Origin of the sequence: Lachnotalea glycerini, assembly GCF_003201285.1 — a bacterium.
Lineage (GTDB): Bacteria > Bacillota > Clostridia > Lachnospirales > Lachnospiraceae > Lachnotalea > Lachnotalea glycerini.
In genome coordinates, this window is the sequence record NZ_QICS01000001.1 from 222,419 (window position 1) to 237,407 (window position 14,989).

The following is a 14,989-nucleotide window of genomic DNA, read 5'->3' on the forward strand; positions in this document are numbered from 1 at the left end:
AACATGGATAGAAAAATACGAATCGGTTATTCCTGCTCCTATGTTCCGTCCAGCTTATTGGAACAGGCCGGATTGGAAATGATAAAAGTCAGCGAGCGCGAGTTGGAGAATTTAGCAGGAAATAAGGATATGTTAAATACCTTGTGTAGTCTTGCATTAAAAAGTACCGCTGTAATAGATGCTTGTGATCTAGATGGCTTTATTTTTACTAATTGCTGTAACAGTATGCAACGGGCATACGACTATCTGATCCATAAAGGAAAAAAGGTGTACCTCCTTGAAATAGAACGAAAACAGAGAGAGGATTACAAAGAGTACTACACCCATTGCGTGCGGGAGCTATTAGAACATATCGCTTATGACTTTCCTATCCAAAAGAATTTAAACAATATAACAATAAAAGCTGGATGGAATATTCCGATGTGGAAAAACGATTTTGATGAAAAAGCAGTTTTGGTAATAGCAAACATAATTCCGACGCATATAGAGAAACTATTTCACGATATCATTCAGCCATGCAGACTTATCATAAAAAGCTGTCATAGGATGATTTGTGATCAAGAAGAAAAGAATCCGTCTGTTTTGGAAAGAGAACCCTGCGTTCACAGCTTTGAATTTGCGAAATGGTTAGAAGAACTACTTCAGAAGAATCAAGAGAAACTATATGGAATCATATTTCTAACCTCCTCTTATTGTGATGCTTCCTTATTTATGTATCCCTATGTAAGGAAAACAGCGAGAAAATATAATATTCCCGAGATTTGTTTGGAAACCAGCTTTGACTATAGTGGTATGGGTCAAGTGGCAACCAGAGTAGAAGCTTTTATGGAAGGAATACAGAATAGAAAAATTTATCAGTATCAATCAACGAGCGAAGAGTTTAAGTCGAAAAAACAAGATGTGCGTCTTGACGCTGTGATTTCATCCTTACAAGAAAGTGGAACCATACGCGCAGATATGAAAGAAAATATCACTTTTCTGACCAAAATTCGATATGTAAGAGCAGTCGTTGGCAAAATGGAATATGATTGCCTGAAAACATTAATATCTTACCAAATAGATATGGTAATAAATAAATTAAAGGGTGAAAGCGAAAAAATAGTTTGGACGAACATGGTGATGCCGGTTGAGCTGTTTTATTCCATGGGGCTAATACCGGTACATATTGAATTGATTTCGGGGTGGCTTGCCTCACTTGGCTTGTCCAAACACTATATTATGCTGGCAGAAAGTATGGGAATTGCAAGTGCAGTTTGTTCCTATCACAAAGCAGTCTTAGGCCTGCTGATTTCAGAAGAATGTCTTCATCCAAAAACTATGGTTTTTGCGTCTACGATTTGTGATGGAGGCTTTGCTTTGGGTGAATATTGCAGCCAGAGGTTTGGCACTAATACCTTTTCTATCGAAGTTCCTTATGAGGATAATGAGGAGTCTTGTCAGTTTGTTAGTAAGCAGTATGAAACTCTTATTTATTGGTTGGAGCAAAATACAGGAATGAAATATAGTAAGAAGAAGTTTGAAGAGGCGCTGCAATTATCAAATCAGTCACGCAAAGGGTGGATTGAGGCCAACCGAATGCGAAAGGATACACCTGATTTTAAGGGAAGACTGGCACTTAGAAATTTATTTGGAACTACGTTTTTGTTTGGCTCAAAGATTGGAGTTCAGGTAGTAGAAGAATATAAAAAAGACATTCAAAGACTACAAAAGCAAAAGACCGGTGAGAAGAGAAGAAAAAGAATTTTATGGGTTCATTTTAGTCCACTTTATCGAAATGAATTATTAGAATACATGGAAGAGGATCTTGGACTTTCAGTGAGTGCTGATATAGTAAGTTACATTTATTGGAATGAATATAAAATGGAAGATGGTATATTGGATGTATCAAAACGATTACTATCACATTTTTATATAGGAAATGAAAAGAGAAGAAAAAACATATTTAACGATATCATAAATGAGTATGAGATTGATGGGATTATTCATTACATGCACCGAGGATGCAGGACAATTGGAGGATCAGCCTGGTTGATACGTGAGCTTGCGCTAGAAAGGCATTTACCATATATGGAGTTGCATGGTGACTGTATCGATCCTCGTGGAAATGCGAGCCAGCAGGATTTTACCAGATTGGAAGCATTTAAGGAAAGTTTGGAAGGAGTGTAACAATGTATCTTGGAATTGATATCGGATCAGTGAGTACAGATGCAGTACTCCTGAATGAAAAAAACGAAATTGTAGCAAAAGAAATCATCCGTAGTAATTATAATCAAAAAGAAACAGTAGAAGAGATTATAGAAAGATGCTGTCAGAATGCAAATATTAGAAGTCAGGATGTAAAGTGTATCGTATCCACCGGATATGGAAGGAAAAATGTAGAAAAAGCAGATCTGTGTGTCACAGAGATATCTTGCCATGCAATGGGAATTCATTATATGAAAGAGGATATTGAAATGGTAATTGACATTGGAGGACAGGATAGTAAGGTAATTCAAATCAGTGATAGAGGTATGATTGAAAATTTTACAATGAATGATAAATGTGCTGCCGGAACCGGTCGTTTTTTAGAAAACATGGCTCATGTACTAAATATACCAATTCATGAAATGGGAGATATCGCAATCAGGGCAAAACGAGAAGAACCAATAAGCAGCGTATGCACTGTTTTTGCAGAATCAGAAGTGATTTCTAAAATTTCCGATGGAATACCATTAGAGGAAATTGTTGCAGGTATCCATTGCTCTATTTCTGAAAGAATACTAGGAATGATTTATCATATTGGAATAAAAAGTAAGATTGCCATGACAGGTGGTGTGGCAAAGAACAAGGGAATGGTATTTTATATCTCCCAAAAACTAAATCAACCTATCTTTGTTCCGGAGGAACCACAAATGATAGGGGCGCTGGGGGCAGCTTTATTTGCAAAAAGTAAGAGTAATAAGGAATAGAGTCAAGCAGCAAAAGTAGATTTTAATATCTGCTTTCAATAAATGATGGAGGCCGTTATGAATCAGTATCACTATTATCTGGATTTATCCGTTCGATTAGCAAAAGCAAGAAATAAAAATTATTTAGCCGAATTTTTAACAGAACAACGAAATGTCTTAGACAGATGTTTTGGAGGGGAAGATTATGTCCTTGCAACTTATTACATACCAAATGAGCTTTTGGTACCATTTGATTTGCCTGTGATTTATAGCGATAGAATTGCAGGCTTTGGAGCGGCTTGTAATCTGCTTAAGGAAGAAGAGTGGAAGAAATCGGATCAATACACATCCAGGTGTTCGTACCAGATTTATTTGAATTCTATGTTGAAGAAAAAGATACTGCCACTGCCAAAATTAATTGTAGCATCGAACTATCCATGCAATAGTGCATATCAATTTTGCAAAGAATTGTCTGAAACGTATCAAATACCATTTCTGGATTTAAAGGTGAAGCGGCAGGAAAGCACAGAAGCTTATCAAGATCATGTTAAGCAAATGGAGCAAATATTTCAATATTTAAAAGACCATTTTTCTGTAAAAAAAAGTATACAGAGTGTAGTTAACATATCAAACCAGATGATTTTGATTAAGAAAGAAATTGACGACATAAGAAATCAGTATTTAGGAATCATAGATACACAAGATATGTTAAATATCTTTACTTTATATAATGATTTTGGAAAAGAAAGTTCTGTTGAAGCTTTGCAGATGCTTAGAGATGATCTTCATTCTAAAACAGAGAATTATTCATGGAAGCCAGGTGTGAAAAAACTTATGTGGCTTGGCACAACGCCGCTATGTATGAGTTTAATAGATAAGATAGAAGAACAATATGCTTGTAAATTTGTTTGTGAGGATCTTTTTCTATTTTGTGCAAAAGAGATACATTTCGATACATTTTGTCAAGATTTAGTAAAACGGATTATGGATTCAATTTTTTTTACCGAGGAAAAGAGGGTTTTTAAAACAATGGAGATTGCTAAGCGTTATCAGGTAGATGGCATTGTACATTATTCGCAGCGAATCTGTAAATTTCTTCCTCCTATGTTTCCAAAGATTCAAAAAGCGTTTTCTGATATTCGTATCCCAGCAATAGAATTATGTGGGGATGGAATTGAGAGAGCTAGCTGGGATAAAAATTATAAAGAACAAATTGAAACAATGATGCGTATACTTTGTGAGGATAAAAAAATTGAATGTTGATATCGTTTTATATGATAAGAGAGCGTATATAAAATTACATAGAAAAAATGCAAATGCCTTAAACTTATCATTTCTTAAAGAATTGTCAAACTGCATTGATGAAGTTGAAACATTAAAAGAGATTCGCTTGGTTATAATCCAGTCTGCTATCAAAGGAATTTGTTCATCCGGATTGGATTTAGGTGAATTATTTATAAAAGATGACCGTAAGAAAACAAGACAAAATATCATGACAGCAGTAAAAATGGTTTTTGAGATAAACCAGAAAATACTTGGATCAAAACATATCTATTACTTTATTGCAAATGGTGCATTAATAGGCTCGGCAGTTTCTATTATGCTGGCGTGTGATATAAGGGGTGCTACAAATAATAGCTGGATATGGCTTCCTGATGTCAGGTATGGAGGATTACTGGGAGATGGTGGAATTGATTTATTAGTGCAGCGTAGTTCAATCGCAGATGCAAATAGTATAGGTCTTTTAAATAGTAGATATAATGCCGCACAATTAAGGAATAATGGAGTTTTTGACTGGGTTTGTAAAACAGACGAAGTGGAATTATACATACAAAAGGAACTTATAAGAATCGAAGAATTTTCTTTATTATCCATGAGTTTAACTAAAAAAATAATAAATCAACAGATTCGGATTACCTATCAAGAGGAGCTGTTACATCAGATTTTTGATTCAGAGGATGTTTATATACAGATGTCTAAGTATATTAAGAATTAGAGGAACGATTTTAATCTGGGAAGTCGACGTTGAATAGAGATAGAGTGTAGAGAAGAGGATTGTAAATATCCGCTTTGAATGAGTAAGGAGTGTATGCAGAATGAAAAATGTACTAATATCAGGCGGAACTAGAGGAATTGGACGAGCCATTATTTCATCATTGCTTGAAAAGGGGTATCAGGTAGCCTACACCTATAAGGAAAATAAAGAGCTTGCAAGGCAGATTGATGAAATGGCAAGAGATAATTGTCAGGTTGCAAAAGGATATCAGGTGGATATTTGCAATCAAAATGCAGTCAAGCAATTGATAAAGGATATCAATAATGAGTGGGGTAACATTGATATTCTGATTAATAATGCCGGTATTACCAAGGATAAATCATTGGCTATGATGTCATATGAAGAATGGGATATGGTAATTAAGACGAATTTATATGGTGTTTACAATCTGACAAGGGAATGCATTTATCCAATGCTTCGCCAAAAGGACGGACGGATTATTAATATTAGTTCTACCAGCGGGATAAATGGAATGAGGGGACAATGCAATTATTCAAGTTCAAAAGCAGCTATAATAGGTTTTACCAAATCTCTTGCAAAGGAAGTGGCGCATTTTGGAGTTACGGTAAACTGTATTGCGCCTGGTGGTGTAGAGACAGATATGACTCAGAAAATGAGTGAGGCAGAGAGAAAGAAACTATTAGAAGGTGTGCCAATGGAGAGGCTTTGTATGCCGGATGAAGTAGCAAAAATAGTAGTATTTTTAGCTGATCAAAAGCTTTGTCCACAATATCTGACAGGAGTTACCATACCTTTAGACGGAGGACTTGGACTGTGATAGATGAAAGGGATGAGGAATTAACTGAGCTTTTCAATCGTTTTACTATGATTGAATATTTAAAGGATAATCTTAGGAATAAAGATATGTTTATCGCTATATGTGATGTAGATTTTTTTGCTAACATTAATGCAAAGGTGGGAGACGAAGAGGGAAATAGTATTCTTTATAATATTTCAAAATTTTTAAAGCAAGAAATCAAGGGAACAATTGGACGTTATGGCGGTGATGAATTTATTTTTGCCTTGTCGGAATTGGAAATAGAGAATGTTTTAAAGATTATGAGGGAATTGAAAAGAAAGATGAGAAAACAGAGGTTTATTCAAAATAATGAATTGTATTGTCGTGTTCCAATTTCTTGTAGCTATGGTGTAACCTTTGCCAAGAGAGGAGAAAATGTCAATTATGCATTAAAAAATGCAGAAATTGCTTTAGCCATGGCTAAGAAAAAAGGAAGAAACCGAATTGAAGTTATATCAGATTTATCATTGTATTTTATGAAAGACAAAAAAAACTTTGTTTCAACTGTGTGCGGCAGTGGCCTTCGTGGATATTCAGGAGATGGTGGAGAGGCATATCATGCACAGCTTGCAGAGCCATATGGAGTCAGTGTTGGAGAAAATGGTGAAATATATATTGCAGATCGAGGAAATCATTGCATTCGAAAGGTAGATTTAAGAGGTAAAATATCAACTGTAGCTGGCTGCGGAAAGATAGGGTATACAGGTGATTATGGAGCAGCAATATCAGCGACTCTTAGTAAACCAAGCGGCGTGGCCTATGAAAAAGGAGGAAATTTCTATATAGCAGATACTGGTAATCATTGTATTAGAAAAGTAGATAAATTCGGTATAATTACTACTTTAGCAGGTGATGGGAGTGAAGGAAAAGCCGAATTGGAAAAGAATCCAGATGTTGTTAGATTAAGCAGACCAGGTGGTGTTGCGGTGGATGTTAATGGCTATGTTTATACAAATGATTATGGAAATAACCGTGTTTTAAAAATAGACCAATTTGGAAGGTTAATAGAAGCTTATGGAAATTCTGAATTCGGCTATAAAGGGGATGGTGAAGGAGTTGATTCGATAAGGTTTAATAAACCATATGGTGTAACTGTTACCAAGAATGGCAGGAAGGTTTATATTCCTGATTATGAAAATTATTGTGTGCGTTGTATTGATACAAAAAGGAAAAATGTCAGCACAGTTTTTCATTTCAACGATTATGATGAAAAGCTACTATATGGTGGTCCATATTGGGTAGATATTTGGAAAAATCAGATTTTGTGTATTGCAGATGGAGTAAAAAACCATATTGTTTTTTATGATATAGATAAGAAAGCAATTAAATTAGTGTTGGGAATGACAGAAGGCGGATACAAAGATGCTGCCGGACCAAAGGAGTGGCCGTGCTTTAATGTTCCAGCAGGAGTTGCGGTGGATGAGGAAGCGGCAGTTTTATATGTCGCAGATTATGCAAATAATGCAGTTAGGAGGGTAAATCTAAGGATGTTATGATAAAGACACTTATTATAGTATTAATCATCATTATATTAAAATTATTCACATATGTGATTTTGGAAGGAAAAGCTGCGATTCAGTTTTCTTACAAAATATGCCATCCAGTTAGAAATCCAAGAGTACTAACGGTAAAGGAAAAATATCATATTGAAAAAATTACAACAAAATCTTCTTATGGTACAGATTTGTCAGGTCTGATTATAAGTCCAAAACAAATAAAAGGTAGTATCATTGTATGTCACTATCTGGGAGGTAATAAAGAAGCAGTTGTATCTATGTTAGAACCTCTAATAGAAGAAGGATATCAAATCGTCAGTTATGATTATATAAACCATGGTGCCAGCAGCAATAGTCTTTCAACAAAGTATACATTAATGAAAGACTTTGATTTGTTTTTTAAATATATCCAAAGCCGAAAACTTTCAATGAAATATGGAATTATTGGATTCTCAATGGGAAGCACACTTGTTATTCATGGAATGGCAAACTACCCAGAAATTATTACAGGTGTTATTGACAGTGGACCTTTGATGAATACCGAAAAATATTTTCAATATGTATTAGATTCGAATAAGATAAATCATTGGTTGGAGAGAAAACTATTTATATGGTATCAACTGTATATAGCAGGTTTTAGGAAAATGGAGAGAGTGACGAAAAAGGAATTAGCCATGATTAGAGATAGACATATCTTGTTTATTCATGGAACACGAGATAATATAATTGGTCTTGATGATGCCAAACAGGCTATCGAATATTTAAAAACCAATGACATTGAGTTATGGGTGATGGAAGGCGCAAGGCATTTGACTGGATACTTTTTGAAAAAGGAAGAATACATAAAGAAGATAAAAGAAGTATTTGTTGCCATTAGGGAAGACGATACGTTCGTATAAAAGTAAAATACATCATATTAGGAGGGATAGAGTGAAAAATATTTTACTGGTTAATCCAAGAGGAAATATTTTTGGAAAAAATGAAAAAATGTCAAATTTTTTACAAGAGTCAGAATACATGGAGAGTTTCAAACTTCTATGGTCAGGTCCAAATCTTGGATTATTGACATTAGCCGCGCTATTTCCAGAAGACTGGGAATGCACCTATATAGATGAAAATTATAGAAGTATTGATTCTACCAAGGAATACGATATTGTATTTTTAAGTGCAATGACACAACAAATTGTAAGAGCATATGAAATTGCAGATTATTATAAAGCAAAAAATATTTTTACAGTAATTGGTGGAATTCATGTATCTACTTTACCAGAAGATGCACAACATCATGTAGACGTAGTTTTATCTGGTGAGGCTGAGAATGTATGGTTTGATTTTTATAGTGATTATTGTAAAGGAAGTTGTAAGAAAATTTATATACCGAAGAAAAATACGGTATATCAATTTGAAATACCATTAATTCCAAGGTATGACTTATTAATGGACTATAACTATCCTCTTATTACTGTACAAACAACGAGAGGATGTCCTCATAATTGTTCCTTTTGTGCAGCGTCTAAAGTTTTTGGGAATAAGTATAGAAGAAAGAGTAATGAGCAGATTATACGTGAATTTACACTTGTTAAAAAATTATTTCCAGATAGACTAATTCTATTTGCAGATGATAATGCATTCGTATATACATCATTGAGTATTGAGTTATTAAAACAATTGGAAGAGTTATCGATTCGTTTTATTGCACAGGTTGATATTTCTATAGCAAATAAAACAGAATTACTTAAAGCAATGGCAAAGGCAGGGTGTCAGTGGGTTGTCATTGGTTTTGAAAGTGTAAATGTTAACAGCTTGTATGAATTGGATGATATAAACTGGAAATACAAGCAGTCAAAAAATTATCCGGCTCTGATTCGTTCTATACAAAGTTTTGGAATAGGGATATATGGTACATTTATTATAGGTCTGGATTGTGATAATATCAATATATTTCAGGATACGGCACAATTTATTATTGATAATCAACTTTATAGTGCAAATATAACAGTTCCTACTCCATTACCTGGTACAAAGATGCGTACCCAGATGCAAGAGAAAGGCAGAATATTGGATTACGGATGGGACTATTATACACTATGGGACGTTGTTGTGAAATTTACTAATTTTACTAAAGAGGAAATTGAGGATGGATTAGTACAGCTATATAAGAAAATTAACAGTGAGGAAAATATTAAAAAGAGACTAGCACATTTAAAGCAATTAGCTAAAAATCGCAATGTAGTCTTAGCTGAAAAATAAAGCAATGTAGTTGGAGGGGTAAATGGAAAATTGGAATGGTTATGGAATAGGCTTTCCGCCTCGTGAGGTGGTACAGAAAGGTCTTAATATAGAATTTTATGAGCAGTTCGATTCTTTTCGAAAGTTATATGAGGAAGCATCATACCTTTTCAAATTTGACTTTTATAAGGCATCTTTTAAAAGGGCACAGGTAATTGAACAGCAGATGCTCTGCTTACTATTGTATTGTCATGGAATTACAAAGATATTAACGGAGCAGATTGGTCTTCCAAAGTTCACGCTGGGATATAGTCAGGGAGAATTTGCAGCTATTACTGAAAGCAGTGGTATGGATTTTTTTGTGACAATGGACTTGGTATATAGATTAGAGAAAATCATAATGCAGAATCAAGAAAAGCTGACCGGAAAAATGTGTCGGGTAGTTGATTTTTCCTATGAAAGGTTACAGGAACTTTGTAAACGAGTTGATCCGGTTGGAAATGAGGTTTCTATTGCAATACATATATCAGATAGGCAAAATATTATAGCAGGTAAGCAAGATAAGGTAGATAGTGTTTGCAATATGGCAAAGCAGGAATCGGCACATTTTATTATACCAACAGGAGACAGCGTATATCACTGCTTAATGTGTAGTGATATACAGAAAATGGCAAAGCACGAATTTGATTCGCATAAATTTCAAAACAGCGATATTGATGTGTTTTCATGTTTTACAGGGGAATCGACACGATTAGCAGATATAATAAAAAGAAATATTTCTAATCAAATTGTTAATATGATTCAGTGGAAAAGGCTGTGTGATAATGTTTACAAAACGGGGGTAAGGCATATAGTTGAAATTGGTGCGGGAACAACTGTAAGTGGAAATATGAGATTAAATTATCCTCAGTTAAAATATTCTTGGATAAATAGCCCTGGTGATTTAGAAGAAGTAGTGAAGACGTATAAGGCTATAACTGAAAATAAAAAGAAGGAGATATAATGGACGATAAGGAAATAGGCGAAGTAATTATAAAAATAATTCATCAAGCAATGGAAACAAATATTGAAATTGAACTTAACAATCGTTTGGAAGAGATTAGAATAAACTCTATGTCTTTTGTCAAGATAATAGTAGGAATTGAAAGTTATTTTGATTTGAATTTTGAGGATGATAAGCTATCTATTTCCTATTTTAATACAGTAATGGATTTAGTCCATTACACGTTGTACCTTATTAATCAGTAACTCTTTGTTAAAAATTATTTTTGTATAGTATTAGGTTGTACTCCTAACGTTAAATGTATTCAATTAGTGAGGAGGTAATTTTAATGACAGAGCTATGATTTAAAATATGTGATAAAGCTGGAATTATAACTTTGAAATTATCAATATCGTGAGAATAAGCGGCTTACAGAGTAAAATATCAAAATTATATCCATAATTGCACAAACAATTAAAAAATGTTAATAAAAATCGCAATTATTATATTAGTGTAAGCATTTTTGTAATTAAAAAATCTTAAAATACCATTAGTTTACTGTATTGTTTGTTGTATTAAATAAAAATAAATAGAAAAATAAATATAATATTGATAAATAATTAATAATATGATACATTGAATTAAAATAAATAAATACCAGATAATTTTATTATTTTTATTTAATTTAAAATCAATATGAAATAGAAATAATAAGGTTGAATAATAAAAATATTAAGATGATAACATAGAGAATTGTTTATTTAACGTAAAAGACTACATTAATTATGGTAGATTTATATTAGTGGGAATCTAAAGGAACTAAAATAGGGAACATATATATCATCCACGCCTCATTGTGTGATTTGGAAATATACTATTTTAATATTTTGATTTAAGAGGGGATTATATGAAAAGACTATTAATTAATCTTAAATTTATTTTTAAGATGATGTACGAGTTTCAGCCTAAAAAATTATATATATTTCCATTAATTATATTGGTAGAGGCACTTAATCCATTTATTGTAATTTTTTTTCCAGCAAAAATAATTAACCAGCTAGTGGCTAAGGATATATGGGAAAATGTACTAATGACAGTTTTGTTGATGTGCTTGACAAAGTTTGTATTAAGCTTTCTTACTTATATATTATTTGAATTTGATATTGTTTATCAAGCTTGTTTTCTTTTTCAATTGACAGGAGAAATATTAAAGAAATACATGCAGATAGATTTAAAGGATTTGGAGTCACCTGAAACATTTAAAAAATATTACATGGCAAATCAGGCGTTAGAACAGGGTGCTGGTTTCTTCATGGATACAGTGAAAAAATGTATGGTAAATGTAATACAGGTTATTGGAACCTTGGTAATCTTACTTACGCTAAATTGGTTTGTAGCAATTGCAATATTGTTGGTTGTTGTATTGAATACATTCTTACAAAACAAGATACTAAAGATTTCATATGATTTGGACAAAAAGTTAGTTAATCAAAATCGAAAACATGCTTACTATGAAAAGATTATGTATAATTTTGAATATGGAATGGAGATAAGGCTGTATTCCTTGAGAGATATATTACTGAAGCGTTACTCTAGAAATAAAGAAAGTATAATAAAGGAGAAAAGAATAGCAAATCAGAAAACTACTGGATTCAAGTTTTGCATTGAAATGGCAAATTATTTGCAACAAGGTGGAATATATATATATATTATAATGAAAAGTTTTGCAAAAGGAATAAAGATAGGTAACTTTTCTATGTATATATCTACTTTGGAGACGTTTAAGTCTTCGGTAAATAATATTACAGAAAGCATAATTAATATAAATAAGTTGGGATTAAGAATAGGGGATATACGAACGTTTATGGAAATGAATTGTGACTTACGTGAAACTGCTAGATTAAGCGATGATTTATGTAACTTTAATGATTATACCATTGAATTTCGAAATGTAAGCTTTAAATATCCAACAAAGGATGAATATGTTTTAAAAAATGTATCAATAAAGATACCGTACAGAACGAAATTAGCTGTTATAGGAAATAATGGAGCAGGAAAGTCGACATTTATAAAATTACTAATTAGACTATATGAGCCAATAGAAGGCGATATTTATTTAGGAAATATAAATATTAAAGATATACCACTTGAAAAATATTATAATTTGATAGGAATAGTATTTCAGGATTACCGCTTATTTTCATTTACGATAAAGGATAATATTGTTTTTTCAGATAATATTGAATCAAGCGATTGCTGGTTAAATACAATATTGGATAAAGTAGATTTAAAAACTATGATTGAAAAAACAAACTTTGGCTTAGATACCTATGTGAACAAGAATTTTGAAGATACAGGTATTAAATTATCTGGAGGTGAATGTCAGAAAATAGTAATTGCAAGAGCTATTTATAGAGATGGAAGCATAGTCATAATGGATGAACCAACAAGTGCGCTTGATGCAATTGCAGAATTTAGGACTTATCAGCAGTTTAACGAAATGCTTTATGAGAAGACTGGAATTTATATTTCGCATAGAATGGCAAGTACAAAGTTTTGCGATAAGATAGTTGTATTTAAGGATGGAGAAATATGCGAGTATGGAACACATCAGGAATTAATGGAGAGTAGAAAAGAGTACTATAATATGTACTTAATACAAGCACAATATTACACTTAAACTTACGGAAGGATTGAAAAAGTGACAACATTTGTAAGGAATATGCGAACTTATGTAATTTTAAAGGATATTAAGCTATATGTTTTTTTAAATATAATAAATAGTGTTTTAACATCATTATTGGGAATATATGTAATTATATTTCCTAGAAAAATAGTAGATTATGTAATAATTGGTGATTTTAATAAAGCAGTTGAGACGGCAATTTTGTTTTTAATATTTAATGTACTAACTGCTGCTATAAAAATAATTATTACATATACTGTAGATAATCTGAAAGAGTATGTAAAGAAGCATTTTGATGAAAAATTAAAAAAAAAATTTATGGATTTGGAATATCAAAAGATTGAAACATCTAGTTTGTTAGATGAAAAAGAAAGAGCTAAAGTTGGTGCTGACAACATAATTGATTTAGTTGAAAATATTAATATTCAAATATCCTGTCTCTTTACAATTGGTTATGTTTGCTACCTTCTCTTTCACTTAAGTTTAGTATTAGTCTTTCTTGTAATTGCAACTGTTTTATTCAGCTCCTTTTTGAACTACCAAAAAATAAAGGTAGAAGAACGATTACAGGGAAATTTCGTAGTTCTAAATAGAAAATGGGATTATTTAAATTATATTTGTAGAGATAAAGATAATAGTAAAGAGATAAGGCTCTATAATTTGAGTACTTGGTTGTCTGATAAAATAAGATTTTTTGTTGAAGACAACGAAAGACTAATAAAGGAGAACTATAGGGCTTCAACAAAGGCTAGTATAGGAGATACTTTTGGCCAAAATGTACAAGTATTAATCGTATATTTATATTTAGGATATAGAGTAGCATTAAATTTAATTTCTATAGGCGAATTTATACAGTATATTACAGCTGTTAACATGTTATCGGATAGCTTGACAAAATTAGCTAAGAGTTTTCAAACAGCTTTAAAAAATTCGAAGTTTATAAACAACTATGATAATTTTCTACGAGAGGAGGATGTGGAAGAAGGAACTTTAGACATGCCTGAGAATATGGACACCTTTACGTTAGAGATTAAGGATATATCTTTTCAATATCCTAATACAAATGAATATATTTTAAAGAATTTCTCGCTTCAAATCAATTATGGGAAAAAATTGTCTATAGTGGGCTTAAATGGTGCGGGAAAGACAACATTAATTAAGCTGATTCTTCGATTATATAAACTAGAAGAAGGAACTATTCTCTTAAATGGTGTAGATATAAGAAAATATAAATTAGAGGAATATAGAAAGAGATTCTCAGCTGTTTTTCAAGATTTTAAAATTTACTCCTTTAGCATCAGAGATAACATTTTAATGTCAGATATGAGTGAAGAAGATAACGGAATTATTGATGAAGAAAAGGAAAAAGAAGTATGGAAATCAATTCGTAAAGTTGATTTTTATGAAAAGGTTGCGGTTTTAAAAGATGGGCTTGATACCTATATGCTTAGAGACTATGACGTAAATGGAATTGAACTGTCTGGTGGAATGCAGCAAAAGATTGCATTAATCCGGGCATACTATCGTAATCCGAGAATGCTTATATTGGATGAACCAACTTCCATGCTTGATCCGTTTGAGGAATATAAAATGTATAAGAGTTTAGGAAAGATAGCAAGTGATAAAACTGCTATATTTATATCACATAGGTTAGCAAGTTCAAAATTTTGTGATAAGATTGCGTATATTGAAAATGGAAGAGTGGTTGAATATGGAACACACGATGAATTAATGAAACTTGGTAAGCGATATTGTAAGCTATTTACCACTCAAGCACAATATTATGAAACAACAGTATCGTAATGTTTAGGGGA

At 32.4% G+C, this 14,989-nt stretch carries 12 protein-coding genes; all 12 read left to right on the forward strand.

The genetic code is table 11. The features are described 5' to 3' along the window. Positions 1-3 precede the first annotated feature (3 nt). The 12 genes from C8E03_RS01020 to C8E03_RS01075 all read left to right on the forward strand — a co-directional run bounded on the left by C8E03_RS01020 (position 4) and on the right by C8E03_RS01075 (position 14,978). Positions 4-2,166 (forward strand): 2-hydroxyacyl-CoA dehydratase family protein, encoded by a 2,163-nt coding sequence (locus tag C8E03_RS01020; RefSeq protein WP_094376751.1) that lies wholly within the window; start codon positions 4-6, stop codon positions 2,164-2,166. A gap of 2 nt (positions 2,167-2,168) precedes the next feature. Beyond that, on the forward strand, positions 2,169-2,948 hold the full coding sequence (locus C8E03_RS01025) for an acyl-CoA dehydratase activase (protein WP_094376752.1): 780 nt from the start codon (positions 2,169-2,171) through the stop codon (positions 2,946-2,948). Positions 2,949-3,005: 57 nt separating this feature from the next. Beyond that, positions 3,006-4,190 (forward strand): 2-hydroxyacyl-CoA dehydratase family protein, encoded by a 1,185-nt coding sequence (locus tag C8E03_RS01030; RefSeq protein ID WP_170122851.1) that lies wholly within the window; start codon positions 3,006-3,008, stop codon positions 4,188-4,190. Next, positions 4,180-4,923, forward strand: a complete 744-nt coding sequence (locus C8E03_RS01035) for an enoyl-CoA hydratase/isomerase family protein (protein WP_170122852.1) — start codon at positions 4,180-4,182, stop codon at positions 4,921-4,923. The genes C8E03_RS01030 and C8E03_RS01035 overlap by 11 nt, the downstream gene beginning before the upstream one ends. 100 nt (positions 4,924-5,023) lie before the next feature. Further along, positions 5,024-5,761: a 3-oxoacyl-ACP reductase FabG gene (fabG, locus tag C8E03_RS01040; RefSeq protein WP_094376755.1), complete on the forward strand. Its 738-nt coding sequence runs from the start codon at positions 5,024-5,026 to the stop codon at positions 5,759-5,761. After that, on the forward strand, positions 5,758-7,278 hold the full coding sequence (locus tag C8E03_RS01045) for a diguanylate cyclase (RefSeq protein WP_110290029.1): 1,521 nt from the start codon (positions 5,758-5,760) through the stop codon (positions 7,276-7,278). Before fabG ends, C8E03_RS01045 begins: the two co-directional genes overlap by 4 nt. Next, positions 7,275-8,177: an alpha/beta hydrolase gene (locus C8E03_RS01050; protein ID WP_110290030.1), complete on the forward strand. Its 903-nt coding sequence runs from the start codon at positions 7,275-7,277 to the stop codon at positions 8,175-8,177. Before C8E03_RS01045 ends, C8E03_RS01050 begins: the two co-directional genes overlap by 4 nt. Before the next feature lie 31 nt (positions 8,178-8,208). Continuing rightward, positions 8,209-9,528: a B12-binding domain-containing radical SAM protein gene (locus C8E03_RS01055; RefSeq protein ID WP_110290031.1), complete on the forward strand. Its 1,320-nt coding sequence runs from the start codon at positions 8,209-8,211 to the stop codon at positions 9,526-9,528. A 22-nt stretch (positions 9,529-9,550) separates the two neighbouring features. Then, the gene (locus tag C8E03_RS01060; protein WP_110290032.1) at positions 9,551-10,510 is read left to right on the forward strand and encodes an ACP S-malonyltransferase; all 960 of its coding nucleotides are present in this window, start codon (positions 9,551-9,553) and stop codon (positions 10,508-10,510) included. Next, a complete protein-coding gene (locus tag C8E03_RS01065; RefSeq protein ID WP_110290033.1) occupies positions 10,510-10,755 on the forward strand; it encodes a phosphopantetheine-binding protein in 246 nt (81 codons plus the stop codon). The genes C8E03_RS01060 and C8E03_RS01065 overlap by 1 nt, the downstream gene beginning before the upstream one ends. Positions 10,756-11,396: 641 nt before the next feature. Continuing rightward, positions 11,397-13,169, forward strand: coding sequence for an ABC transporter ATP-binding protein (locus tag C8E03_RS01070; RefSeq protein ID WP_110290034.1), 1,773 nt, complete (start codon positions 11,397-11,399; stop codon positions 13,167-13,169). 21 nt (positions 13,170-13,190) lie between these two features. Continuing rightward, a complete protein-coding gene (locus tag C8E03_RS01075; RefSeq protein ID WP_110290035.1) occupies positions 13,191-14,978 on the forward strand; it encodes an ABC transporter ATP-binding protein in 1,788 nt (595 codons plus the stop codon). Positions 14,979-14,989: the final 11 nt, after the last annotated feature.